22 protein-coding genes and 2 pseudogenes are annotated in these 24,667 nt (G+C 76.8%); 12 read left to right on the top strand and 12 right to left on the bottom strand.

The genetic code is table 11. The features are described from left to right. Nucleotide 1: 1 nt before the first annotated feature. Both ACI8AX_RS06800 and ACI8AX_RS06795 read left to right on the top strand, forming a co-directional pair. Complete coding sequence (locus tag ACI8AX_RS06800) at nt 2–2,539, top strand: ABC transporter permease (protein ID WP_456549027.1); 2,538 nt, start codon at nt 2–4, stop codon at nt 2,537–2,539. Between the two features lie 27 nt (nt 2,540–2,566). Further along, nucleotides 2,567–3,316, top strand: coding sequence for a DUF6544 family protein (locus ACI8AX_RS06795; RefSeq protein ID WP_456549026.1), 750 nt, complete (start codon nt 2,567–2,569; stop codon nt 3,314–3,316). Nucleotides 3,317–3,327: 11 nt separating this feature from the next. On the opposite strand, the gene ACI8AX_RS06790 is transcribed toward ACI8AX_RS06795, so the two are convergent. Then, entirely contained in the window at nt 3,328–3,540 is a 213-nt protein-coding gene (locus ACI8AX_RS06790) for a hypothetical protein (protein ID WP_456549025.1), read from the bottom strand. Nucleotides 3,541–3,701: 161 nt separating this feature from the next. Here ACI8AX_RS06790 and ACI8AX_RS06785 point away from each other — a divergent pair, with 161 nt between their 5' ends. Next, nucleotides 3,702–3,941 (top strand): hypothetical protein, encoded by a 240-nt coding sequence (locus ACI8AX_RS06785; protein WP_456549024.1) that lies wholly within the window; start codon nt 3,702–3,704, stop codon nt 3,939–3,941. 4 nt (nt 3,942–3,945) lie between these two features. Here ACI8AX_RS06785 and serA read toward each other — a convergent pair whose 3' ends face one another. Together serA and ACI8AX_RS06775 are read right to left on the bottom strand one after the other, a co-directional pair. Continuing rightward, the gene (serA, locus tag ACI8AX_RS06780) at nt 3,946–5,154 is read right to left on the bottom strand and encodes a phosphoglycerate dehydrogenase (RefSeq protein ID WP_456549023.1); all 1,209 of its coding nucleotides are present in this window, start codon (nt 5,152–5,154) and stop codon (nt 3,946–3,948) included. 123 nt (nt 5,155–5,277) lie between these two features. Continuing rightward, nucleotides 5,278–6,546, bottom strand: a complete 1,269-nt coding sequence (locus ACI8AX_RS06775; protein ID WP_456549022.1) for an amidohydrolase family protein — start codon at nt 6,544–6,546, stop codon at nt 5,278–5,280. Between the two features lie 193 nt (nt 6,547–6,739). Here ACI8AX_RS06775 and ACI8AX_RS06770 point away from each other — a divergent pair, with 193 nt between their 5' ends. After that, nucleotides 6,740–7,348, top strand: coding sequence for a TetR family transcriptional regulator (locus ACI8AX_RS06770; protein ID WP_456549021.1), 609 nt, complete (start codon nt 6,740–6,742; stop codon nt 7,346–7,348). On the opposite strand, the gene ACI8AX_RS06765 is transcribed toward ACI8AX_RS06770, so the two are convergent. After that, on the bottom strand, nt 7,285–8,733 hold the full coding sequence (locus ACI8AX_RS06765; protein WP_456549020.1) for an MFS transporter: 1,449 nt from the start codon (nt 8,731–8,733) through the stop codon (nt 7,285–7,287). The genes ACI8AX_RS06770 and ACI8AX_RS06765 overlap by 64 nt on opposite strands. Before the next feature lie 162 nt (nt 8,734–8,895). Beyond that, nucleotides 8,896–9,555 carry a hypothetical protein gene (locus tag ACI8AX_RS06760; protein WP_456549019.1) on the bottom strand — a complete coding sequence of 220 codons (660 nt, stop codon included), beginning with the start codon at nt 9,553–9,555 and terminating at the stop codon, nt 8,896–8,898. 232 nt (nt 9,556–9,787) lie between these two features. Between ACI8AX_RS06760 and ACI8AX_RS06755 the strand changes: the two genes are divergently transcribed. The 4 genes and pseudogenes from ACI8AX_RS06755 to ACI8AX_RS06740 all read left to right on the top strand — a co-directional run bounded on the left by ACI8AX_RS06755 (nt 9,788) and on the right by ACI8AX_RS06740 (nt 12,912). After that, the gene (locus ACI8AX_RS06755; RefSeq protein WP_456549018.1) at nt 9,788–10,138 is read left to right on the top strand and encodes a nuclear transport factor 2 family protein; all 351 of its coding nucleotides are present in this window, start codon (nt 9,788–9,790) and stop codon (nt 10,136–10,138) included. A 99-nt stretch (nt 10,139–10,237) separates the two neighbouring features. Beyond that, entirely contained in the window at nt 10,238–11,287 is a 1,050-nt protein-coding gene (locus ACI8AX_RS06750) for a porin PorA family protein (protein ID WP_456549017.1), read from the top strand. Nucleotides 11,288–11,510: 223 nt separating this feature from the next. After that, a pseudogene (locus ACI8AX_RS06745) lies at nt 11,511–11,915 on the top strand (class I SAM-dependent methyltransferase); the annotation flags it as partial. A gap of 472 nt (nt 11,916–12,387) precedes the next feature. Continuing rightward, on the top strand, nt 12,388–12,912 hold the full coding sequence (locus tag ACI8AX_RS06740) for a DUF5698 domain-containing protein (RefSeq protein ID WP_456549016.1): 525 nt from the start codon (nt 12,388–12,390) through the stop codon (nt 12,910–12,912). A 7-nt stretch (nt 12,913–12,919) separates the two neighbouring features. On the opposite strand, the gene ACI8AX_RS06735 is transcribed toward ACI8AX_RS06740, so the two are convergent. Further along, nucleotides 12,920–15,469 carry an ATP-binding protein gene (locus ACI8AX_RS06735; RefSeq protein ID WP_456549015.1) on the bottom strand — a complete coding sequence of 850 codons (2,550 nt, stop codon included), beginning with the start codon at nt 15,467–15,469 and terminating at the stop codon, nt 12,920–12,922. A gap of 60 nt (nt 15,470–15,529) precedes the next feature. Next, nucleotides 15,530–15,766, bottom strand: coding sequence for a hypothetical protein (locus ACI8AX_RS06730; protein WP_456549014.1), 237 nt, complete (start codon nt 15,764–15,766; stop codon nt 15,530–15,532). Between the two features lie 268 nt (nt 15,767–16,034). On the opposite strand from ACI8AX_RS06730, the gene ACI8AX_RS06725 reads away from it, so the two are divergent. Further along, nucleotides 16,035–16,913 (top strand): hypothetical protein, encoded by an 879-nt coding sequence (locus tag ACI8AX_RS06725; RefSeq protein ID WP_456549013.1) that lies wholly within the window; start codon nt 16,035–16,037, stop codon nt 16,911–16,913. Nucleotides 16,914–17,197: 284 nt separating this feature from the next. Further along, a complete protein-coding gene (locus ACI8AX_RS06720) occupies nt 17,198–17,464 on the top strand; it encodes a WhiB family transcriptional regulator (protein ID WP_456549163.1) in 267 nt (88 codons plus the stop codon). Nucleotides 17,465–17,469: 5 nt separating this feature from the next. On the opposite strand, the gene ACI8AX_RS06715 is transcribed toward ACI8AX_RS06720, so the two are convergent. Beyond that, nucleotides 17,470–18,420, bottom strand: a complete 951-nt coding sequence (locus tag ACI8AX_RS06715; RefSeq protein ID WP_456549012.1) for an NAD(P)-dependent oxidoreductase — start codon at nt 18,418–18,420, stop codon at nt 17,470–17,472. A gap of 69 nt (nt 18,421–18,489) precedes the next feature. Between ACI8AX_RS06715 and ACI8AX_RS06710 the strand changes: the two genes are divergently transcribed. Continuing rightward, nucleotides 18,490–19,302 carry an MBL fold metallo-hydrolase gene (locus ACI8AX_RS06710; protein ID WP_456549011.1) on the top strand — a complete coding sequence of 271 codons (813 nt, stop codon included), beginning with the start codon at nt 18,490–18,492 and terminating at the stop codon, nt 19,300–19,302. Nucleotides 19,303–19,306: 4 nt separating this feature from the next. On the opposite strand, the gene ACI8AX_RS06705 is transcribed toward ACI8AX_RS06710, so the two are convergent. Together ACI8AX_RS06705 and ACI8AX_RS06700 are read right to left on the bottom strand one after the other, a co-directional pair. Then, nucleotides 19,307–20,131 carry a sulfite exporter TauE/SafE family protein gene (locus tag ACI8AX_RS06705; protein WP_456549010.1) on the bottom strand — a complete coding sequence of 275 codons (825 nt, stop codon included), beginning with the start codon at nt 20,129–20,131 and terminating at the stop codon, nt 19,307–19,309. A 178-nt stretch (nt 20,132–20,309) separates the two neighbouring features. After that, nucleotides 20,310–21,755 (bottom strand): lipase maturation factor family protein, encoded by a 1,446-nt coding sequence (locus ACI8AX_RS06700; RefSeq protein ID WP_456549009.1) that lies wholly within the window; start codon nt 21,753–21,755, stop codon nt 20,310–20,312. Between the two features lie 211 nt (nt 21,756–21,966). Between ACI8AX_RS06700 and ACI8AX_RS06695 the strand changes: the two genes are divergently transcribed. Then, entirely contained in the window at nt 21,967–23,757 is a 1,791-nt protein-coding gene (locus tag ACI8AX_RS06695; protein ID WP_456549008.1) for a helicase-related protein, read from the top strand. 12 nt (nt 23,758–23,769) lie between these two features. Here the strand turns inward: ACI8AX_RS06695 and ACI8AX_RS06690 are convergent, their stop codons facing one another. Then, nucleotides 23,770–24,099 carry a GNAT family N-acetyltransferase gene (locus tag ACI8AX_RS06690; RefSeq protein WP_456549007.1) on the bottom strand — a complete coding sequence of 110 codons (330 nt, stop codon included), beginning with the start codon at nt 24,097–24,099 and terminating at the stop codon, nt 23,770–23,772. Beyond that, nucleotides 24,096–24,667: pseudogene (locus ACI8AX_RS06685) on the bottom strand (hypothetical protein); the annotation flags it as partial. The pseudogene ACI8AX_RS06685 and the gene ACI8AX_RS06690, both read right to left, overlap by 4 nt.

Genomic DNA, 24,667 nt, shown 5'->3' with positions numbered 1-24,667 from the left:
CATGTGGCGCACCACCTGGCGCAACCTGCTGGCGCACAAGCTGCGCCTGGCGATGTCCGGCCTGGCGATCGTGCTCGGCGTCGCCTTCGTGGGCGGGACGCTGATCTTCACCGACACCCTGAGCAAGACCTTCAACAGCCTCTTCGAGAGCACCTCCGCCGACGTCAACGTCGCCCGCGCGGCCGCCTTCGACCAGGGGCTGACCGGCCCCGGCGGCTCGGCGTCCTACGTCCCGGCCGAGCTGGTCGAGGAGATCGCCGGGGTCGACGGGGTGGCGGCCGTCGAGGGCTACGTCCAGGCCGAGGGCGTCTACATCCTGGAGCGCGACGGCGAGGTCCTCGACACCGGCGGTGCCCCGGGCCTGGGCATCAACTGGAACACCGAGGAGGCGGTCTCGCCCAACACGCTCGTCGACGGGCGGGCGCCGTCCGGGCCCGGCGAGGTCGCGATCGACACCAACGCCGCCGAGGAGACCGGCTTCCGGGTGGGCGACACGATCACGCTGCTCACCCCCGGGCCGCGGATCGAGGCCGAGCTCGTCGGCACGTTCCGGTTCGGCGACTCCGGCGGCCTCGCCGGCGCGACGCTCACCGCCTTCGACACCGCGACGGCGCAGGAGCTGCTCACCGCCCCCGGCCAGTTCCACGGCATCGGCGTCGCGGCCGCCGACGGCGTCGACGACGACGAGCTCGCCGACCGGGTGGCCGCCGCGGTCGGCGACGACTACGACGTGAAGACGGCGACCGAGCAGGCCGACAGCCTCGCCTCGGACTTCTCCGAGGGGCTGGCCTTCTTCAACGTCTTCCTGCTCGTCTTCGCCGGCGTCGCGCTGTTCGTCGGCGCCTTCATCATCGTGAACACGTTCTCGATGCTCGTCGCCCAGCGCACCCGCGAGCTCGCGCTGCTGCGCGCGCTGGGTGCCAGCCGGGCGCAGGTGACCCGCTCGGTCCTCGGCGAGGCGCTGGTGCTGGGCGTGCTCGGCTCGACCGTCGGGCTCGCCGCCGGCTACGGCATCGCCGCCGGCCTGCGCGCGCTGTTCGGCTCCTTCGGGCTGACCCTCGACGGCGCCCTGGTGTTCGCCGCCGACACCGTCCTGTGGTGCTACGTCGTCGGGATCGTGGTCACCCTGGTGGCCGCCTACGTGCCGGCGCGCCGCGCGGCGAGGACGCCGCCCGTGGCCGCCATGCGCGACGACGTCGTGGCCACCGAGCGGGGCCTGCGCCGGCGCACGGTGACCGGCACCGTGCTGGCCGTGGTGGGCGCCGCGTCGCTGGTCGCCGGGACCCTGGTGGACGACGGCGGCAACGCCGCGTCCCTGGTGGGCATCGGCGCCCTGCTGCTCATCCTGGGCGCCACGGCGCTGAGCCCGGTCCTGGCCCGGCCGTTCCTGCGGGTCGTCGGCGCCGTGCTGCCCCGGGTCTGGGGCACCACCGGGCGGCTGGCCCGGGAGAACGCGATCCGCAACCCGCGCCGCACCGCGGCCACCGCCTCGGCGCTGATGATCGGCCTGGCGCTGGTGAGCGCGTTCAGCGTCATCGGGGCCTCGACGAACAGGAGCATCGACGCGCTGATCAGCGGCTCGGTGCGCAGCGAGTTCGTCGTCTCCAGCGCCGTCGGGCAGCCGTTCAGCCCCGACGTCGCCGGCGAGCTGGGCGGCATCGACGGGGTCGACGGCGTCACGGTGATGCGCTGGGGCCAGGTGCAGCTCGACGGCGAGACGGTGTTCCTGACCGCCATCGACCCGGCCGGGGTGGACCGGAGCATCGAGCTGGACTGGGTGGACGGCTCGGCCGAGGGGCTGACCGGCGACGGGCTGGTGGTCGACGAGAGCACCGCGCAGGCCCGCGGCTGGTCGGTCGGTGACACGGTGCAGGCGCTGAGCATCGACGGACGGGAGCGGGACCTCGTCGTCGGCGGGGTCTACGCGGCCAACCAGGTGGTCGGCTCCACACTCGTCTCCCTGGACACGCACGCCGCGCTCGGCGGGGTGGCCCTGGACCGGTACCTCTACGTGGACCTGGCCGACGGCGTGGCCCCCGGCGACGTGCGGCCGGCGATGGAGGAGGCGCTGGCCGCCTACCCGATCGTCGACCTCAAGGACCAGGGCGAGTTCGCCGACGAGCAGAAGGGCCAGGTCGACCAGCTGCTGCTGCTGATCAACGCGATGCTGGTGCTGTCGGTGGTCATCGCCGCGCTGGGCATCGTCAACACCCTGGCCATGTCGGTGATCGAGCGGACCCGGGAGATCGGCCTGCTGCGCGCGGTCGGGCTCGGGCGCGGGCAGCTGCGCCGCATGGTGCGGCTGGAGGCGGTCGTCATCTCCGTCTACGGCGCGGTGCTGGGGCTGGTCCTCGGCACGCTGTTCGGGATCGCGCTGAGCCGGTCGCTGGCCGACCAGGGCATCACCGAGCTGTCGGTGCCGGTGCCGCGCCTGGCGGTGTTCCTGCTCGTCGCCGCGGTCATCGGGGTGCTGGCCGCGCTCGGCCCGGCACGGCGTGCGGCGCGGTTGCAGGTCCTCGACGCGATCGCGCGGGCCTGACCCGTGGCCCCTCCCGGGGTGCCACGGGTGGCCCGCGCCGTCCGGCGCGACTGGCAGCGGCTCGCCGGCGGCCACCGGCCGGCCGAGGTCTTCGACCCTGCCCTGGTCGCCGGCCTGCCCGCCGCCGCGCGCCGCTGGCTGACCCACGCCGTCGCGCCGGGCACGCCGCTGTGGCCGTCGGTGGTCCTGGACATGCGGGGGGAGATCCGGCTGGGGGCCTGGCGGCCCTTCACCGCCACGCAGGTCCTGGCGCCGCCGAACGGCTTCGTCTGGGCCGCCACCGCCCGGTTCGCCGGCCTGCGGGTCGCCGGCTTCGACCGGTACAGCTCCGGCTCCGGCCAGATGGACTGGCGGCTGGGCGGGGTGGTGCCCGTCATGCGGGCGAGCGGGCCCGACGTCACGCGCAGCGCCGCGGGACGCCTGGCCGGCGAGGCGGCGCTGGCCCCCACCACCGCCCTCGGGGCCGCCTGGACCGCCGGGGCCGACGACGGCTCCGCCGTGGCCAGGTGGCGGATCGGCGACCAGGACGAGAGCGCCGAGTTCACCGTCGGCCCCGACGGCCGGCTGGTCGGGGTCGTCATGCAGCGGTGGGGCGACCCGGGCGGGGAGCCGTTCGGCCGGTACCCCTTCGGCGTGGCGATCGAGGCGGAGGAGACCTTCTCCGGGGTGACGATCGGCTCGAGCCTTCGTGCCGGCTGGTGGTGGGGCACGGACCGGCAGGCCGAGGGCGAGTTCTTCCGGGCCCGCATCACCGGGGTCCGCTTCCCCGGGGCCTGAGCCCCCCGGCGTCAGGAGGCGAGCAGCCCCCGCACCTGCCGGCGGATCCCGAGGTCCTCGCGGGCGGTCACCACCACGGTCCGTGCGGCCGCTCCGGCCGCGCTGATCTCCGCGTCGGTCGTGGCCGCCCGGTTGGCCGCCGGGTCGAGGTCGACGCCGAGGTGGGCCCGCAGTGGTCGGCCACCGACAGCAGGGTGTTGGCGTCCGGGCCCCCGACCGTGCACGGGACCCTCACCCGGCGGACGCCCGGCCGTCGTCCGTCCCCGCCCGGACGTGGGCTGCCAGCGGCTTGCAACAGCAGTGCAAGCGGCCGGCGGGACGGTGTCCGCACCGGCCCCGCAGGGGGGCCCGCCCCGAGTCGGGGGACACCCGTCAGGAGAGACCGATGACCGCCTCGACCCTTCCCGCCGCCGTCCGCACCGCCGCCGCCGTCCCCGGGCCGGTCGTCGCCCGGCCGGCCCGCGAGACCGCCGAGGGCCCGCTGCAGCGGCTGCGCGCCCGCCTCGCCCGCCGCCGGGAGTGGCGGCGGTCGCTGCGCGACGAGCGGGCCCTGCAGCACGCCGTCGCCTCCGCGCCCACGGCCGCCACGGCCCGCGAGCTCACGACGCTGGCGCTGCGCCGCTGACCGGTCAGCGCGGGTTGGGCCCGGGGGTGACCAGCCGGATCGTCTCCGGGAACTCCTGGAGGGCGGCGACGAGCTGCGGCGGCAGCGGCGCGCTGACGTCGGTCACGACGTACCCGAGCTCGCCGCGGGTGCCCAGCACCTGGCCGTCGACGTTGAGCCCGTGCTCGCCGACCAGCGCGTCGATGCGCGCGAGGACGCCGGGCACGTTGCGGTGCAGCAGCGAGAACCGCGCCGCCGAGGAGCCGTGCAGGACCACCGCCGGCAGGTTGACGCTCAGCGTCGTCGTCCCGGTGGCGGTGTAGTCGATGAGCTTGCCGGCGACGAACCGGCCGATGTCGTGCTGGGCCTCCTGCGTCGAGCCGCCGACGTGCGGCGTGAGGATCACGTTGGGCAGGCCGCGCAGCACGGAGTCGAAGGCGTCGCCCTGCTCGCGCGGCTCGTCGGGGAAGACGTCGACCGCGGCGCCGGCGATGTGGCCGGACAGGATGTTCTCCCGCAGCGCCTCGTGGTCGACGACGAAGCCGCGGGAGAGGTTGAGGAACAGGCTGCGCCGGCGCATCTTGGCGAACTGCTCCGCGCCGAACAGCCCGGCGTTCCCGGCCCGCCCGTCGACGTGCAGGGTCACCGCCTCCGCCCGCTCGAGCAGCTCGTCGAGGCTGTCGCACCGCTCGGCGTTGCCGAGGGCGAGCTTGTCCTCGAGGTCGTAGAACAGCACCCGCATGCCCAGCGCCTCGGCCAGCACCGACAGCTGGCTGCCGATGTTGCCGTAGCCGACGATGCCCAGCGTGCGGCCGCGCACCTCGTGGCTGCCCGAGGCCGACTTGTCCCAGGTGCCCTCGTGCAGGGAGCGGTCGCGGTCGACCAGCCGCCGGGCCAGGGCGATGATCTCGGCGACCGCCAGCTCGACGACGCTGCGGGTGTTGGAGTACGGCGCGTTGAACACCGCGACCCCGCAGCCGGCGGCCGCGCCCAGGTCGATCTGGTTGGTGCCGATGCAGAAGGCGCCCACCGCCGACAGGCCCGGGCGCCGGCGCAGGACCTCCGCGGTCACCTGGGTCTTGGACCGGATGCCCAGGACGTCGACGCCCTCGAGCGCGTCGACCAGGTCGGGCTCGTCAAGCGCCCCGCGCAGCGACTCGACCTCGTACCCGGCGGAGCCGAGCAGGTCGGCCGCCACCGGGTCGATGTTCTCCAGCAGCAGGGCTCTCGGCACGGACCCAGTATCCCCTCACCGGGATCGGGCACCGTGACCTCCCCCGGCGCGTGCTCGGCGACCGGCGGTCGGGCAGCGGCCCGCCCGCGCGCGTCCTCGCCGCCGTCCTCGCCTGACGCGACCTCAGGCGGTCCGCGACCGCTGCCGCAGGTCGTACAGCTTCCGCCACTCGTGCTTGGAGCGGATGGTGGTGTCGACGTCGGGGCTCAGCGCGCGCAGGGCGCCGACCGTGGCGTCCTCCTCGGCGATGTGCGCGAACGGGTCGAGGCCGAAGAAGCGCGTGGTGTTCTGCCACAGGATCTGGTGCATCTCGTCGTCGGGCACCCCGGCGCCGGCCATCTCGGCGTGCACGAACTCCGGGGCGTCGGGCCAGATCGAGTCCGAGTGCGGGTAGTCGCACTCCCAGGCGATGACGTCGACGCCGATGTCGTGGCGGACCTTGAGCGCGGTCGGGTCGGTGACGTAGCAGGCCAGCGAGTGCTCCTTGAACACCTCGCTGGGCAGCTTGCCGCCGAAGTCGTGACCCAGCCAGCGCTGGTTCAGGTAGTGCCGGTCGCAGCGGTCGAGGAAGAACGGGATCCAGCCGATGCCGGCCTCCGACCAGGCGATCCTCAGGTCGGGGTACTTCCGCATGGCCCCGCCCCACAGCAGGTCCTGCGCGGCGAAGGTCGACACCTGGGTGGCCAGGATGATCATGTTGTCGATCGGCGCGTCGGGCGCGCCGTTGATGGCCCCGAAGCCCTGCCCGATGTGCAGGCACACGACCACGCCGAGCTCGGAGACCGTGGAGAAGAAGGGACCCCAGTACTCCAGGTCGTGGTAGCTGGGCAGGCCCTGGACGTGCGGGAGCTCGGGCATCGTCACCGCGCGGACGCCCTTCGCCGCGACCCGGCGGACCTCCTCGACCATCGCGGCCGGGTCCCAGACCGGCATGATCGCGCACGGGATCATCCGGCCCGGGTAAGCGGCGCACCACTCGTCGACGTGCCAGTCGTTGTAGGCCTTGAGCATGACCAGGGCGACGTCCTTGTCCCTGGCCTCCTGGAAGTAACGGGCGCTGAACCCGGCGAAGGAGGGGAAGCACATCGACGCGAGGATGCCGTTGCGGTTCATGTCCTCGACGCGGGCGTGGATGTCGTAGGCGCCCGGGCGCATCTCGGCGAACGTGGCGGGGTTGAGCCCCCACTCCTCGTTCGGCCAGCCGACGACGGCGTTGAGGCCGATGGTGCCCATCGAGTTGCCCTGGAACCACCACTTCTCGTAGCCGTTCTCGTCGACGATCGACTTCGGCGCCTGGTCCCGCCATCGGTCCGGCACGTGGTTCGCGAACATGTCGGGCGGCTCGACGACGTGGTCGTCGATGCTGATCATGATCATGTCCTGGACGTCCACGCCGGGCCTCCCTGCCGCGTGCCGTCAGTGCGGCACGGCCATGTAGTCAACTGATGACTTCGACTCTAGGCGGCGGTTCGACAGCAAGTCAACACCTGACTACGTCGGGTGGACGGCGGTCCGGCGCCACCGCCGGGGTCACTAGGGTGACGCCGACCGACGACGCCCGACGACGCCCGACGAGGAGGACCGCGTGACCGACGGAGCACCCGCCGCCGGGGGCCCGCGGCGCCGTGACGCGGCCGCCACGCGCGCTGCCCTGCTCACCGCGGCGCGCGACCTCATCGCCCGCGACGGCGTCGCCGCGGTGAGCACCCGCGACGTCGCCGCGGCGGCCGGGGCGAACCAGGCGCTGGTGTACCGCTACTTCGGCTCGAAGGAGGCGCTGCTCACCGAGGCCCTCCAGCCGACGGGTCCGGACACCACCATCGCCGAGACGCCGCTGGCCGACCTGCCGCACGCGCTCCTGCGCCGCGCCCTCGACCCGGACGCGCCGGCCGAGATGCGGGCGAGCAGCATGTCCACCCTCGTGGCCGGCGCCGGCTCCGACCTGGTGCGGGCCATCGCCCGCGACCGCATCCACGCCGGCTACACCGCCCAGCTGGCCGGGCGCCTCGAGGGGGACGACACCGCGCTGCGGGCCGAGCTGGTGGCCGCGCTGCTCACCGGCATCTCCTCGCTGCGCGACTCGATCGGCACGCGGGCGATCGCCGAGGCCGACCTCGACGTGCTGGCGCGCTACGTCGACGCGATGGTGGCGCCGCTGCTGACCCCGGCAGCCGACGGGCCCGCCGGCGCCTGACCGCCCGCCGGCCGCCGCGGCCGCAGCACGGCGACGACGAGGGCACCGGCCAGGGCCGTCGCGGCCCCCAGCAGCGCCGCGGTGTTCCACCCCGACAGCAGCCCGGCGGCCGAGCCACCGGGCTCGCCGGCGCCCACGACCAGCACGACGACGGTCACGCCGACGGCGGCACCGAGGTAGCGCGCCGTGTTGTTGGCGCCGCTGCCCATCCCCGCCGCCTCCGGCGGGACGTGGGCGACCGCCTCCCGGCCCAGCGCCGCGTTGGCCGCCCCGTAGCCGATGCCGAGGACCACCATCCCGGGCAGCAGCCGGGCGCTGGTCGCCCCCGGGCCCAGCACCGCGAGGACGGCGAGCCCGGCCGCGGAGACCGCCAGCGCCGCCGCCAGCAGCACGCCGCCGTCCACGCCGGGCACCCACCGGACCGCCAGCGCGGTGGCCGTCCCGACGACGGACCACACGAGCACGAGCAGCGTCGCGGCGAGCAGGCTCTCCCCCAGCCCCCGCTGCAGGACCGTCGGCAGGTAGGAGCTCAGGCCGATGACGGTCGCGCCGGTGACGGCCGCGCCGACGGTCGCCGACGTGAAGCCCCGCGCGCCGAACAGCCGCAGGTCGAGCATCGGCGCGCGCACCCGCCGCTCGACGGCGACGAACCCGGCGAGCGCCAGCGCCCCGGCGACGAGCAGGACCACGACCGGCGGGCGCCCCCAGCCGGCGCGGCCCTCGACGAGCCCGGCGAGCACGGCGCTGGTCCCGCCGGCCAGCAGGACGACACCGGCCACGTCGACGGCCCTGCCGGCCCGGCCGCCGGACTCCCCCAGCAGCCGGGCGGCGGCCGCCGCGAGGACGGCCGCGGTGGCCGCGGTGACCAGGTAGGTGACCCGCCAGCCGTCGCCGGGGTCCAGCACGACGGCGGCGACACCGCCCACGCCGGTGCCCGCGCCCACGCTGGCGCCCCAGACCGCCGCCGCCCGCGCCCGGGCGGGCCCGGCGGGGAAGGTGGCGCCGATCAGGCCGAGCGCCGCGGCCAGCACCGCCGCGCCCCCGACCCCCTGGACCACCCGGCCGGCGATGAAGAGGCCGGCCGACCCCGCGGCCCCCGCGACCACCGCACCGGCGGCCAGCACCCCCAGCCCGGCGGTGAACACGCGCCGGCGGCCGAGGTCGTCGGCGAGCACGCCGGCGGTGAGCAGGGTCGCCGCCAGCCCGACGCTCATCGCGCTGAGCGCCCAGGCCTGGGCGCCGAGCCCGGAGTCCAGGGCGGCGGCGGTCCGGACGCCGGTGGCCAGCGGCGTCACGAAGGTGACGAGCACGAGGACGGTGCTCGCGGCGGCCAGGGTCAGCGTGCGCCGCTGGACCCTCACGTTCGCGGGAGCGGGTGCGGACACGACGGGCCCCTGTCGGTCGGTCGGGCGGACGCCGAAACCGTAGCCCCGAGTCGGTTTGACATGCAAACCCGCAGGGCGCCTCCCCGGAGCGGCCCCTGCGCGACGGCGCCCCGGGCCCGACGGGACCCGGGGCGCCGCCTCCCGACCGCGGGGGCACGGCGGTCAGTCCAGGCAGTACGTCGTGACCTCCGCGGAGCCGACGTCCTGCCGGTCGTAGATCGCCACGAACGTCGTCGCGTCCTCGGCGGTGGCGAAGTACACGGCGAGCCGGTTGTCGTCGGGGACGAAGCCGAGCTGCTCGGCGGCGCCCGCGTCGCAGGAGACCGAGCCGATGCCGGAGCCCGTGTAGCCGTAGAGGCCGGTCAGGTAGCTCTCGGTCTCCCCCAGCGAGGCCGCCTGCCACTCGTCGACCGGCGAGCCGGTGTCGAGGTAGACGGCCCACACGACCGACCCCTGCGAGACGAGGACCTCCGCCGGGAGCGGGCCGGCGCCGTCGGGGTCGTGCAGCCGGTCGCCGTCCGGGGTGGTGCCGGGGGCCGGGGCGTCCGGGGTGCCCGGCGCGGGCCGGCTCGTCGACTGCGGGGCGGGGGCGCCACCGCTCCCGCCGCTGCCGCCACCGGAGGCCGGGGTGTCCTCGTCGGCGGCCTCCTCGGCACCGCCGTCGCCGGCCGTGCCGGTCGGCTCGTCCGTCGCGGGCGCGGACGACGCGGCGGAGGTGGTGGAGCGGTCGTCGGACGTGGCGTCGGCGTCGTCGTCCCCGCCGCAGGCGGTGAGCAGCACGGCCGCCGCCAGCAGCGGCGGGACGAGAGCGGAGCGGTACATCGGGGCCTCCTCGGTGTGTGAGGCCCGTAAGGAACAGCAGGTCAGCGGCTCGTCACCAGGGGATCTGGCCTCACATCTCGCCGAAGCCCACCGGTCGCGCGGGCAACACCTGCCACGGACGTCTGGCCGGCGGGCAGACCATTCGGCAGGTTCCTCCAGAGCGCGCAGAGCCGGTGACGCAGCGTGAATGGGGCAGGATGGCGGGGCCCACCGGGACCCGAGGAGGCCGACCGTGACGACCCGCCACGAGGAGCGGCTGCGGTCGCTGTACCGGGCGTTCAACTCCCGGGACGTCGACGCGGTGCTGGCCGCGATGGCGCCCGACGTCGACTGGCCCAACGGCTGGGAGGGCGGCCGGCTCTCCGGGGCCGAGGCCGTCCGCGCGTACTGGGAGCGGCAGTGGGCCGAGATCCGGCCGTGGCTGCAGCCGACCGGATTCGCCGACCGCCCCGACGGCACCGTCGAGGTGCGCGTGCGGCTGGTCGTGCGGGGCCCGGCCGGCACGGTGCTCGAGCGCACCGACGTGCGCCACGTCTACGCGTTCGACGGCGACCTCGTGGCCCGGATGGACGTCGAGCGCTGACCTCCTCCCCCACCGGCACCCCCGGCTCGACGGAGCCGCAGGTCGGGGGCGCAGACTCGGGGTCGTTACCGAACCGAACGACCCCGGAGCCCCCTCGCAGTGAGAGCCACCCGCAGTTCCCTCGTCCTGGCCGTCGTCGGCGTGCTGCTGATCGTCGCCGCCGCCGTCGTCCGCTTCGTCGTCGTCCCGACCGTCACCAAGCTGCCCGAGGACCTCGACGTCACCCTCCGCTTCGAGGGCACGTACAACGGGGTCGACCCCGGCGCCCTCTCGGGTGCGGGCGGCGACCTCCTCCTCCAGGACGTCCCCATCGAGGCCACCCGCCGGGTGCAGGCCGAGTCCTCCGACGGGGACACGGAGATCGTCAGCCGCACCGACGAGCGCACCGTCGGCGACGCCGAGCCGTCGGTGACCGAGGTGCTCTTCGCGGTCGACCGGGAGACCGCCGAGGCCGGCCCGGCCCCCGACGGCGCCGAGGGCGTCACCGACGCCGAGGGCCTCGTGTTCACCCTGCCCGTCGACCCCTCGACCGCCGACGGCGCCTACGAGTACTGGGACCAGAACACCCGCACCGCCGCGCCGGTGACCTTCGAGGGCGAGGAGCGCTTCGGCGGCCGGGACGTCTACCGCTACGAGTCGGTGGCCGAGGGCGAGCTCGCCGACCCGGCCGCGCTCGGCCTGCCCACGGCCCTGCCGCGGGACCTGGCCGGCCTGGCGCCGAGCCTCGCCCGGGACGTCGACCCCGAGCTCACCGCGCAGCTGCCCGCGATCCTGCCGACCCTGCCCGACGAGATCCCGATCGCGTGGACCTCGCGCACGACGACGTTCGTCGACGCCGACCAGGAGCTCGGCGCCACCATCGCCGGGGGCAGCACCCAGGTCATCACCGGCACGCTCGACCTCGGCGGGTTCCCCGTGGTCGTCGAGTTCGCGACGATCGACGTCTACTCCACCGACGACTCGATCGACGAGCGGGGCAGCGACGTCGGGGACGACTCCAGCCTGCTGGCCCTGGTCGGGACGGTCCTGCCGGTCGTCGCCGCCGCGCTGGGCGTGCTGTGCCTGCTCGTCGCGCTGCTCCTCGCGCGTCGTGCGGCGAGCCGGACCGGCGGCACGCCGCCGCGGGACGGCGCGCACGCGGCGGCCTGACACCAGGCGCGACGGAGGCCCCGGGGCGGACGCCCCGGGGCCTCCGTGCGTCCCGGACCGGATGGCGTCCGGCAGCCGCAGCCGCCCGTGGGCACCGGGTCGACGACGTGGGTGGCCACGGGTCCCGGTCCCGGACGCGGGCCCGCGAGATGGGGTGCCGCGCCGGCCGAGATGGGGAGTTCTCCCGACGAGGCCCACCCCCTCCCGTTCCTAGCTTTGCCGCATGACAACGCCAACCCAGGCCACCACCACCATCGACCCCACCGCCGACCGCGCGCTCAAGGCGAGGCACCGGGCCATGTGGGCCCTCGGCGACTACCCCGCCGTCGCCATGGACCTCATCCCCGAGCTCGGCCCCGAGCTGGTCGCCGCCGCCGGCGTCCGCGCCGGCGACCGCGTGCTCGACGTGGCCGCCGGCACGGGCAACGCCGCCGTCCCGGCCGCGCTCACCGGCGCCCGCGTGACCGCCTCCGACCTCACCCCCGAGCTGTTCGTCGCCGGGCGCGAGTTCGCCGCCCGCCACGGCGTGGAGCTCGACTGGCAGGAGGCCGACGCCGAGGCGCTGCCCTTCGCCGACGGCTCCTTCGACGTGGTGATCTCCTGCGTCGGGGTCATGTTCGCCCCGCACCACCAGCAGGCCGCCGACGAGCTCGTCCGGGTCTGCCGGCCGGGCGGCACCATCGGCCTCATCGCCTGGACGCCGGAGGGCTTCGTCGGCGAGCTGTTCCGGCTCATGAAGGCCTACGCGCCCCCGCCGCCGCCGGGCGCCTCCCCGCCGCCGCTGTGGGGCGACGAGCAGCACGTCCGCGGGCTGTTCGGCGACCGGGTCACCGACGTCACCGCCCGCAAGCAGCTGCTCACCTGCGACCGGTTCACCAGCCCCGCCGAGTGGGCGCAGTGGTGGAAGACCGTCTACGGCCCGACCATCGCCGCCTACCGGAACGTCGCCGACGACCCGGAGCGCACCGCCGCGCTCGACCGGGACCTGACCGACCTGGCCGCCCGCTTCGACCGGGGCACCGGCGGCAGCACCGTCATGGACTGGGAGTACCTGGTCCTCACCGCCCGGACCCGGGCCCGACCCCGCCGAGGAGCACCCCGTGGGAAGCGTCCCCGCCCAGCCGCTGCTGATCGCCGTCCTGGTGGTCCTCGAGGTGGCCGTGTGGCAGCTCCGCGTCGCGCTGGCCACCCGCGGGCGCAAGCGGATCGCCGCCGGCCTGGGCGCCGTCAACGCCGTCCTCTCGGTCGTCGCGCTCGGCCAGGTGGTCACGAACCTCGACCGGCCCGCCAACGTGGCCGGCTACGCGGTCGGCGTCGCCGCCGGCGTCTACCTCGGGATCGTCGCCGACGGCCGGATCGCCGGCGACCCCGTCGAGCACCGCGTCGTGCTCCCCGGCGACGGCACCACGGCCGCCGGCCGGCTGGCCGCCCGCGGGTGGCCGGTGACGGCCCACCCCGCCTCCGGCCCCGGCGGCCCGGCCACCGTGCTGGTCGTCGTCGCCGAGGCCGCCCGCACCGCCGCGGCCGAGCGCGACCTCGACCAGGTCGCCCCCGGCGCCTTCCGCACCAGCACCCGGCTCCGGTCGGCCACGCGGCGGCCGCTGCTCGTCCCCGGTCGCGGCTGAGCTGCGCCTACCCCGCCCGGACGCCCAGGCGCCGCGCCACCGCCGCGGCCTGGCCCCGGGACCGCACGTCGAGCTTGGCGAGCACCGCCGACACGTGGTGGTCGGCGGTCTTGCGCGAGATCACCAGCCGGGCGGCGATGTCGGCGTTGCTGCAGCCGTCGGCCAGCAGGGTGAGGACGTCGAGCTGCCGCGCCGTCAGCCCCGCCGGGTTCGCCCGGGTGGCCGGCGCCGGCCCCCGCGGGACGCTGCCGACCCCCGTCTCGCGCAGCCGGGCACGCACCAGCGCGGCCGGGGCGGGGGCGTCGAGCTCGTCCAGGACGGCCAGCGCCGCCAGCAGGTCGTCGGCGCCGCCGGCGTCCCACCGGGCCAGCGCTGCCTCGAAGGGCTCCTCCGGTCCGGGCGCCGGGGAGCCGGCGTCCGTGTCGTCGGCCGGGCCGGCGTCCTGCACGCCGTCGGCGGCCAGCCGCCGGGTCCACCGCAGCAGCGGGGCCAGCGCGACCTCGCGGCCGGCGAAGGGCCGGGTCACCAGCTCGCGGACCGCAGGCGTCGCCAGCCGCGGGTCCGGCCGCCGGGTCGTCCACGCCTGCTCGGCCAGGGCGGCCGCGGCCGGCGCGAGCGTGCCGGGGGTGTCCAGCCGCCGGGCCAGCCGCCACAGCTCGTCCAGGTGCGCGTTCTCCGGCGCCCCCTCCCGGCGGACGCGGAGCAGGCCGAGGACCAGGTGCGGCCACAGGTGGCTCAGCGGCAGGTCGCCGGAGGTGAGCACGGCGCGGGCGTCGTCCTCCGCCTCGGCCCACCGGCCCTGCCGCAGCCGCAGGCGGGCGCGGACGCCGAGCTGCCACGCGGTGCAGATGGGGGTGTCGCGCTCGCCGCTGATCCGCAGGCCCCGGGCCAGCGACACCTCGGCGTCGGCGAAGCGGCCCTGCTCGACGTCCAGGTGGCACAGGTTGGTCATCGGGGTGGTCGCCAGGTTGTCCAGCCGGTGGCGCAGCCCGGCGTCGCTGATGGCCAGCAGGTCCGCGCGGGCACCGAGGTCGCCCTCGAGCAGCCGGGTGACCGCCAGCCCGATGCCGGCGGTGCTGCGCAGGACGTCGTCCCCGAGCTCGGCCGCGATGGCCTCGGCCCGCGTCCCGGCCTGCCGGGCCTCCTCGCCGTCACCCCGCTGGGAGGCCAGGAACGAGGTGTTGGCCAGGGCGAACCCCAACGCCCGCCGGTCGTCGGCGCGGGCGAGCAGCTCGACGGCGGCCCGGTTGTGCTGCTCGGCGCCCGTGCGGTCGGCCGCGAACCAGGCGAAACGGGAGATCGCGGTGTGCCCGGCGCCCACCGCGACGTCGTCGGCCAGCGCGTGGCGCAGCTCCACCGCCTGCTCCCCGGCGGCGATGGCGTCGGCGAGCCGGTCGGTGAAGTACAGCTCGGTCGACAGCGCCTCGAGCAGCGCCGCGCGCCGGGCCGCGTCCCGGCCGGCGTGCCGCAGCGCCGTCTCGTAGAAGGCCACCGCCTCCCGGTGCGCGCCCGACGAGGAGGCCTCCGCCGCCGCGGCCGGGGCGTACCGCAGCACGCGCGCGACGTCCCCCGCCGCCGCGGCGTGGTGGGCCAGCAGGCTGGGGTCCCCGCCGCACGCCTCCAGCGCGCCGACCATGGCCGTGTGCAGCGCCGGCTCGGCGCCCGGGGTGGTGGCCTCGAGCACGGCGGAGCGGGCGATCTCGTGGCGGAAGGCCACGCCGCGCCCGCGTCGGTCGAGCAGGCCGGTCGCCGCGAGCACGCCCACCGTGGTCGTGGAGATCCCCAGCGCGCCGAGCAGCTCCCCGCTGACCGGCTCGGGCGTGCACGACAGCAGCTCCAGGGAGTGCCGCGCGGACGGGGCGAGGCCGGCGACGCGGGCCAGCACGGCGTCCCGCACGCTCTCGGGCAGCGGCGAGTCGGGCTGGGCGAGGATCTGGCTGACGAAGAAGGGGTTCCCCGCAGTGCGCCGGTGCACGTCGGCCGGGTCCAGCCGGTGCCCGTCGAGCAGCGTGGCCACCGCCGGGCGGCTCAGCGGGGCCAGCTGCAGACGGCGCGCGTCCGGCGCGGAGACGAGGTCGCCGAGGACGGCGCGCAGCGGGTGCTCGGCGGTCAGCCCGTCGCGGTAGGACACCACGAGCAGCAGCGGCAGCTGCACGATCCGCCGGGCCAGGAAGCGCACCAGGTCGAACGTCGCCTCGTCGCCCCAGTGCAGGTCCTCCACGACGAGGACGCGGGGCCGCCCGCGCAGCACCTCCAGGAGGCCGCCGAACAGCTCGTGGCGGGTCGCGGCCCCCGCGAGCAGGTCCGGCACCGGGGGGCCGAGGTCGTCGGCGACGTCCCGGAGCGGGCCGAGCGGTCGCGGCGTGCTGAGCGAGTCGCACATCCCCCACAGCGGCTGCGTCCGCTGCCCGAGCCCGTCGAGGAAGGCGCGCAGCAGGACCGTCTTGCCGATGCCGGCCTCACCGGCGACGAGGACGACCGAGCCGCGCCCGGCGACCGCGTGCCGGGCGTGCTCGGCGAGGGCGTCCAGGGCCTGCTCCCGCTCCAGCAGCAGCACCCCGCCGAGCGTAGGGACACCGGGGGCCGGTGGACACCGGGTTGGGACGAAGGTCCCGGGTCAGTCGCCCGGATCGGCTCCCGGGGACGGCTCCGGGACGCCGGTCCACCGGGAGCGCCCGGCCAGCCAGGCCTCCCACTCCCGCCGCCCGCCGCGGCGGCCCGACGCCGCCCCGGCCACCGCCACGAGGACGGCGACGGCGAGCACGAGCAGCACCACCGCCGCCACGGCCTCCCAGCCGAACAGCGGCGGCACGGTCATCTCCCCCGGCACCGGCGGGGTCGGCGCGTCGGTCACGGCCCGAGCCTCCCCGCCCCCGGCCGGCGCGCCCATCCCCCGGGGCGGTGGCGGTCGGGCGGTCCGGCGTGACGCTGAGCGACCGGCCGGCGGACCCGCACTCCCATCGGGCGGCGCGCGCGGCCGGGCGGGTGAGCCGTCCGCGCCGCTCCCTCCAGCGGACCCTTCCGGGCCCGTACCGTCCGGATCTCGGGCCCCACGGCCGAGGGAGGCACCCCTGAGCACCCAGCTGGACACCGAGACCCACCCCGCGCAGCGCCGGCCGAACGTGGCCGGCGACCTGGCCGACGTCCTCGGCGCCGCGCCGATGTTCGCCCGCGCCGTCGCCGGCTACGACCGCTTCCAGGTCGACACCTACGTGCGCTGGGCGGAGGAGGAGCTGGCCACCGCCGAGCGCGAGCGCGAGCACCTCATGGCCCGGCACCTGCGGCTGCAGGCCGAGCTCGACGAGGCCCGGACGCTGGGCGCCCACTCGGCCGGCGGCGGGGAGCTCCTGCGGGTCTCCCGCCGGATCGGCGCGCTGCTCGCCGACGCGGCCGACCAGGCCGAGGACATCCGTGCCGAGGCCCGGGCCGAGCGGGACGCCGCGGGAGCGGCGGCCGACGAGCTCCGCGCCGAGGCGTCCCGCGCGCTGGCCGACGCGCACCGGCGCTCCGCCGCGCTGACGGCGCAGGCCGCCGCCGCCGCGGCCCGGACCACCGCCGAGGCCGACCGGGTCCTGGCCGCCGCACGGGCGGCCCAGGACCGGGCCGGCGCCGAGGCCGCGGCTCGGCTGGCCGAGGTCCGCTGGTGCGAGCGGCGCGCCGCCGACGACGCGGCCGAGGTCCGCCGGCGGGCCGCCGGGGACGCGGCCGCGGCGCTGCTGGTGGCGCGGGCCGAGGTCGTCGCCCTGCACGGCACCGGGCGCGAGCAGCGGCGGCGGGCCGACGAGCAGGCGGCCGCGGCGCGCGAGCGCCTCGACCGGGAGGCCGCGGCCCGGCGGTCCGCCCTGCTCGCCGAGGTCGCCGCACTGGAGGAGCGCCGCGCCGCGCTGCGGGACCAGCTGCCCGCGCCCGCGGCCGTCCCGCCCGGCGGCGGCCTGACCGCCTGGCTCGGCCGGCTGCGCGACCTGCGCCCGGCCCGCCCGGGGGTGTCCGGCACGGCCTGACCCGTGTCACGCGTGGGGGCAGGTGTTGACGAGCGGACGGCGCCGTTTCGTCGAGAAGCGCGGGTGCCGGGGCACATCTCGGTTCCGTAACGTGACCGACAGCAGTCAGGGCGTACCCCTCCGTCACATCGAGACGGAGCCGCGCCACGCCCCCTCCCGAGGAGCTCCCCGTGCCTTCCCCCACGCGTTCCCACCTCAGCCTGATCACCGAGTCGACCGCCCCCGAGCACTGGTACGCGCCCGAGTACCCCGAGGTGTACGACGGCTTCGCGGCCGCCGAGGAGCTGCCCGCCCCCGCGTGGGCCGACGCCGACGCCGGCGAGGAGCCGTGGCGGCTGGACGCCCTGTGCGCCGAGACCGACCCGGAGGCGTTCTTCCCGGAGAAGGGCGGCTCGACGCGGGAGGCCAAGCGGGTGTGCAGCGGCTGCGCCGTCCGGTCCGCGTGCCTGGAGTTCGCCCTCGCCAACGACGAGCGGTTCGGCATCTGGGGCGGCCTGTCCGAGCGCGAGCGGCGCCGGCTCAAGCTGCAGCGCCGCTCGCTGTCGGCCTGAGGCGCTCAGCGCTCGACGACGTTCCGCAGCTCCCGCCCCGCCAGCAGCGCCGCCGCGTTCTCCGCGACCAGGGCGTCGGCCCCGACCGGCCGGCCACCGGCGGCGTGCGGGGTGAGCACGAGGCCGGGGGCGTCCCAGAGCGGTGAGTCCGGCGGCAGCGGCTCGGTCTCGGTGACGTCCAGGGCGGCGCCGCCGAGGCGGCCGGCCGCCAGGGCCCCGGCCAGCGCCGCCTCGTCCACCGTCGTCCCCCGGCCGACGTTCACCACGAGCGCGGAGTCGGGCAGCGCGGCCAGCCGCCGGGCGTCCAGCGCGTGCCGGGTGGCGTCGGTGGCCGGCAGGACCATGACCAGCACGTCGGCGCCCGCGAGCTCGGCCTCGAGGTCGTCCTCGGCCACCACCGGGAACCCCGCGCGCTCCCCCGCCGAGCGCGCCACACCGCGCACCTCGGCGCCCAGCGACCGGAGCACCGGCGCCAGCGTCTGCCCGATCGCGCCGAACCCCCACACGAGCACCCGGGCGTCCAGGAGCGTGGTCACCGCGCCCTCGGGGTGCAGCGGCTGCAACCCGCCGAGCTCGCGGGCCCAGCGGTGCTCGGCCTGCGCCCGCCCGGCCGCCGGCAGCCGGCGCACCAGCGACAGCAGCAGCGCCAGCGCGTGCTCGGTCACCGTCGCGCTGTGCAGGCCGGCGCCCGAGGTGACGACCACGTCCCCGGGGAAGCCGGCCCGCAGGACGGCGTCCGGCCCGGCGGCCAGCGACTGCACCCAGCGCAGCCGCGGCATGTCGCCGGCGACGGCGGCGAGGTCGGCGGCCGAGCTGCCCCACACGACCAGCGCCTCGGCGTCGCGGTGCTCCGGCGGGACGGGCGCGCCGGCGGCGTAGGTCACGGCGGTCACCCCCTCCGGCAGCTCCGGGGCCAGGGGCAGCGAGTCGGGCAGCAGCAGCTTCACCCGGGTCATCGTGCCGTGCCGGGTGCGCCACGATGGACCCGGCCGGAGGCCCCGGCGGACCCGGCGGGAGGTGGGGCGGTGCAGGTCGGCGACATCCGCGTCGACGCGGTGAGCGACGGGACGTTCGTCGCCCGCCCGCGCTACTTCGGGTCCGCGGTGCCGGCGACGGCCGCCCCCGAGCTGTTCTCCCGCGACGGCGCCGCGTGGCTGCCGATCGGCTGCTTCGTCGTCCGCACCGGCGGCCGCGTCGTCCTGGTCGACGCCGGGCTCGGGCCGGAGGCGCAGGACGTGCCGGGCGGGATGCTGCTGGTCGGGGGCCAGCTGCCCACCGGGCTGCGCGCCCTCGGGCTGACCGCCGGGGACGTCACCGACGTCGTCTGCACGCACCTGCACGCCGACCACGTCGGCTGGCTGTTCGGCGAGGACGGCGAGCCGCTGTTCGCCGGGGCGGACCTGTGGTTCGGCGCCGCCGACGGCGCGCACTTCGTCGAGGGGCCGGGCGAGATGGCCGCGCACGTCCGGGCCGGCTTCCGCGCGCTGGCCGGCGACCCGCGGCTGCGGCCGCTGGACGCCGACGCCGTCGTCGCCCCCGGCGTCGAGGCGCTGATGACGCCCGGCCACACCCCCGGGCACCTGAGCGTCTCCGTCACCTCCGGCGGGCAGCGGCTGGTCCTGCTCGGGGACGCCGTCACCTGCCCGGTGCAGCACCGCGAGCGGGCGTGGCACAGCATCGGCGACGTCGACCCGGCGCAGGCCGGACGCACGCGGGAGCGGCTGTGGCGGGAGTTCGCCGACGGGCGCACCACCGGGGTCGGGGCGCACTTCCCGGACCTCGCCGCGGGCCGGCTCACCGGCGGCGCGGCCCCTGCCTGGTCCCCCGTCGCGCCCTGACCGGTCAGCTCCACAGGGGCCGCAGGTTCTCCGTCCACACGTCGGCGCCGACCCGCAGGACCAGCGCCGAGACGACGACCAGGAACGCGACGCGGATGAACCGGCTGCCGCGCGCGGTCGCCGTCCGCGAGCCGAGGTAGCCGCCGAGCACGTTGGCCGCCCCCATGAGCAGGCCCAGCCCCCAGAAGACCGACCCGTGCGGCACGAAGACCGCCAGCGCGCCGAGGTTGGTCGCGACGTTGACGATCTTGGCCTTGGCGCTGGCGTTGAGGAAGTCGTAGCCCAGAAGCGACACCATGGCGAAGACCAGGAACGAGCCGGTGCCCGGGCCCAGGACGCCGTCGTAGAACCCGATGACGCCGCCGATGCCGACCGCGGTCCCGTGGTGCCGGCGGCCGGTGTGGCGCAGCGCCGTCACCTCGCCGAGCGACGGCCGCAGCAGCGTGAACGCCCCGATGCCCACCAGCGCCACCACGATGACCGGCTTGAACACGCTCGCCGGCAGCAGCGCGGCGACCGAGGCCCCGGCGGCGCTGGCCACCAGCGCCACGGCCGCCATCGGCAGCGCCGTGCGCAGGTCGGGGTGGACCCGCCGGGTGTAGGTGACCGCGCTGGTGGTGGTGCCGAACACCGAGGAGAGCTTGTTGGTGGCCAGCGCCTGCACCGGGCTGATGCCGGGCACCAGCAGCAGCGCGGGCAGCTGCAGCAGGCCCCCGCCGCCGACGACCGCGTCGATCCAGCCGGCCGCGAAGGCCGCGAGCAGCAGCAGGGCCAGCGTGGTGGCCGTCAGGCCGGCGGGCAGCCACGTGGCCGCGAGCGCCTCCGCCATCCCCGCCTCCCCCGCTCCGGTCCGCTCGCGCCATGGCGCTGCGCCTGCCGCCGGGGACACGTCACGGCCCCGGCGCGGGGGTTCCACGGCCACGCCGGGGCCGGGAACCGGGGGTACCCCGCCGCGGCGCGACGTGAACACCGGCCGGACGAGTCTCGCAGGCGGCCCGGGACCGGCCTCAGCCCGGGGACCGCCCCGGCCGGTCGAGGGACACCGGGTCGACGAGGACCCCCGCCGGCGTCCGCACCCACCAGGCGCCGGTCTCCCGCCGCTCGGCGCGCGTGGTGAACCGGTAGCGGTAGAGCAGCACCCGCACGTACGCCGGCGGGGCCCCGGGCGGGAACGGCGAGGAGCGCAGCAGCCGCAGGGTGTCCCGGTCCCCCTCGAGCAGCCGGCGCAGGAACGCCGGCAGCCAGGCGCGGCCGTAGCCCGGGTCGATGGCGACGAACCACATCAGCCAGTCCAGCCGCAGGTGGTAGGGCGCCACCTGCGGCGGGCGGCGGCGGACGTCGCCGGGCTTGCCGCGGAACTCGTACTCGCGCCAGACGGCGTCGGGCCCGGCCACGCGGTCGTCGGTGCCCTCGACCACCACCTCGTGCCGGGTGCGGGTGACCGACCCGAAGGCGCCGTAGCTGTTGACCAGGTGCAGCGGGTCGAAGCTGGCGTTCATCCGCTGCCGCGGCGACAGCAGGTTGCGCGCCGGCCGCCAGCTGAGCGCCAGCAGGCCGGCGGCGACGACGGCGACCAGCACGGTGTGCCAGGTGGGCGCGTCCAGGTCGGCCGGGGGCTCCACGGGCAGCACCGCCGCCCACACCCGCCCGTCGACCATGGAGGTCGCCAGGACCAGCGTCAGCCAGTTGAGCCAGGAGAAGTTGCCGCTGAGCACCAGGTACCCCTGGGTGACGACCACGACGAGCGCCGCACCGGTGGCGACCGGCTGCGGCAGCAGCAGTCCCCACACGACCACGAGCTGGGTGACGTGGTTGGCCAGCGCCTCGACCGTGTGCACGCGCGGCGGCAGGGAGTGGAACCACCAGCTGGCCGGGTTGGGCATCGGCTGGGTCTCGTGGTGGTAGCGCAGGCAGGTCAGGTCCCGCCAGCACGGGTCGCCGCGCAGCTTGATGAGGCCGGCGCCGAACTCCAGCCGGAACAGCAGCCAGCGCAGCAGCCAGAGCACCAGCACCGGCGGGGCGACGTCGGCCGGCCCGAGGAACACGGCGAGGAAGCCGGCCTCGAGCAGCAGGGTCTCCCAGCCGAAGCCCCACCACGTCCGGCCGACGTTCACGATCGACAGGTAGAGCACCCACAGCAGCGCCCACGCCGCCATCCAGCCCACGAGCGGCGCCCGGTCCAGGAGGCCGGCCAGCCCCGCGGCGGAGACGGCGATCCCGGTCCAGCAGACCGCGGCGAAGAAGCGGTCGGACCAGTACAGGTGGAACAGGCTCGGCGCCCGGAGGAACGGCGTCCGCTCGACGAACCGCGGCACCGGCAGCATGCCGCGGGTGCCGATCAGCGGCCGGAACTGCCGCAGCGCCACGAGGAAGGCGACCAGGTAGACCGCGGCCAGGCCGCGGGTGAACACCAGCCGGGCGGCCCAGTACCCCGGGTCGGAGAGCCAGTCCACGTCGACCTCCTCGGCCTCGCCCGCACACGCCGCGACCACTCCCTACCCGGCCGGAGCGCGGCTCGCTCGGGACCCGGGGCCTACGCTGGCCGGCGCGCGGGCATGGACCGGGTCGTCCCGGTGTTGCCCCCGTGGGAGTCCGCCCGTCGAGCGGCGTCGACCCCTCTCCCCGTGCACACCGCACCCGGCCCCCGAAGGACCCTGCCTGCCCGTGACCGCTCCCCGTACCGACACCGCCCGACGCCGGGACCGCTCCGCCCGCGAGTCCACCGCTCGCGACGCCTCCCGCTCCGCCGCGCGGGAGGAGCGGCGCGCGCAGCAGAGCTGGGTGGAGGGGGCGGCCCCGTCGCTGCCGGTCCGGGCGGTCCGGCCGGCCGAGGTCGTCTTCCACCTCGGGCCGACCAACTCCGGCAAGACCTACGAGTCGCTGCAGGCGCTGGCCGCCGGTGGGTCCGGCGTCTACGCCGCGCCGCTGCGGCAGCTGGCCCACGAGGCCTACGCGAAGCTCTCGGCCACCCTGCCGCCCGGCACCGTCGGCCTCTCCACCGGCGAGGAGGAGATCGACCCGGGGGCGCCCATCGTCTGCTGCACGGTGGAGAAGGCGCCGATGCGCGGGGACCTGCTCGTCCTCGACGAGTCGCACTGGGTGGCCGACCCCGAGCGCGGCCACCACTGGGCGCGGCTGCTGCTCACCGGCGAGTACCGCGAGATGCACCTCATCTCCGCCGCCGAGGCCTACCTGCTGCTCAAGCCGCTGGTGTCCGACGCCGAGCACGTCACGGTCGTCAACCACAAGCGGCTGTCCCGGCTCGACGTCCTGCGCGCCCCGGTCCGCCCGGAGACGGTCCGCCCGCAGACGCTCGTCGTCGCCTTCTCGCGCAAGAACGTCTACGCCGTCGCCGCCGCGCTGCACGCGCACCGGCCCGGGAGGGTCGGCGTCCTCTACGGCGCGCTGCCGCCGGCCACCCGGCGCGAGGTGATCGAGCAGTTCACCAGCGGTGAGTTCGACGTCCTGGTGACCACCGACGTGATCGGCCACGGCATCAACGTGCCGGCCACCACGGTCCTGTTCGCCGAGACGACGAAGTTCGACGGGGAGCGCGTGCGGCCCCTGCGGTCGTGGGAGACCGCGCAGATCGCCGGCCGGGCCGGCCGGTACGGCCTCACGGGGCACGGTCGGGTCGGCGTCCTGACCGGCGTGACCGGGCTGCGGCCCGACCAGGGGCTGCTGGTTGCCGGCGCCGCGGTCGCCCGCGGCGACGCGATGAGCGACCTCCCCAAGCGGGCTCCCCGGCTGCGGCCGGAGCTCGAGGACCTCGGCGCCTTCGAGGCCGAGGACCTGCCCGAGGCCCTCACCCGGTGGATGGCCTGGGCGCGGTCGGCGACCCGCGACGAGGCGATGACCGCCGACGACGTCAGCAGCCTGGTCCTGCGGGTGCAGGCGCTGCTGCCCCTGCTGCGCGGCCCGCTCGGCGCGGCCGGCGACCTGGACACGGTGTGGCGGCTGGTCAACCTCGCCATCGACTACGACCCGCCGCGCCGCACCCGCTGGCTGACGCTGGCCCGCGCGGCCCTGCAGCACGCCGTCGGCCTGCCGGTCCCGCCGGAGACCGTGCTGCCCGACGTGCCCCGCGGGGGGACGGTCGAGGACTTCGAGCAGGCGGCCGCCGCCGCCCGCGACGCCCAGACCCTGCTGCGCCGCTTCCCGGGCGTGGCCGGGCTGACCACCGACGACGCCGCCTGGGTCGAGGAGGAGTGCGCGGAGAGCATCTCGGTGCTGCTGCCGCGCGCGATCTCGACCGTCCGCACCGCCACCTGCCGGGAGTGCGGCCGCGCGGTCGCGCCGCGGTTCACCACCTGCCGGCCGTGCAGCGGCCCGGCCGGGCGGGGCGACGGCGACCGGCGTCCGGCCGGCGGGGGCCGGCGCGTCGCCGGGCGTGCCGCCGGCCGTGCGCTGGGCGGCCGGCAGGGCGGACCGCGCGGGCGCTCCCGCCGGGGCTGACCCCGCCGCCGGTCAGGCGGTGGCGTCCGTGATGGTGGTCCGAGAGCGGTACTCGAGGTCGCCGTAGTCGGCGGCGTGCCGGCTCATCCAGCCGGCGACGAACGGGCACAGCGGCAGCACGCGCAGCCCGTCCCGCCGGACCGCGTCCAGTCCCCGGCGCACGACCTCGGACGAGATCCCGCGGCCCTCGAAGCCGGGGAGGACCTCGGTGTGCGTGAAGACGACGAGGTCCGGCGTCCGGATGTACTCGGCGATCGCCGCCAGCTGCCCGTCGACCCGGCCCTCGAAGCGCTTCCGCTCGGCGTCGTCGGTCACCGCGACCGCCCCGGGGTGACCGCTCACCGGTAGTTCACGTGCACGTGGTCGTAGTGGTTCGCGGTGACGCCGCCGCGGTCGGCCATCGTCGACCAGGAGCCGCCCGGCGACTGCAGGATCCGCTGCTCCCAGATGATGTACTCGACGCCGAGCTCGTTCCAGTGCGCGACGTGGTAGGCGACGATCGCGTCGCCGAGCGAGGCGTTCGTCATCACCATGTAGTCCAGCGCGTTGCCCGACGGGTGACCCCCCGGGTCGGTCGCGCTGGGCCGGGTCCCCCCGAGCGAGATCGAGCCGGCCCCGGGCACGTTGCGCACCACGGCGTTCGCCGCGGCCTGCACCCGCGAGGAGACGGGGCCGGCGGTGTTGTTGATGCGCGCGACGGCGCTGACCGCGGTGCTGCCGGCTGCGGCGGCCGAGCCGCCGCCCGACGACTCCTCGGCCTCCTCGGCCTCCTCTGCCTCCTCCGCGGCCGCGGCCGCTGCCGCCGCCTCGGCAGCGGGAGCCGCCTCGGCCTCCGCCGCCCCCTGGGCGGGGGGGGGGGCGGGGGGGGGGCGCGGCGGCGCCCGGGGCGCGCCCGGCCCGGCGGTTCTCT

The sequence above is a fragment of the Blastococcus sp. SYSU D00813 genome (assembly GCF_054050735.1).
The sequence above is the reverse complement of the archived record's forward strand: the minus strand, read 5'-3'. Positions and strand labels throughout refer to the sequence as shown.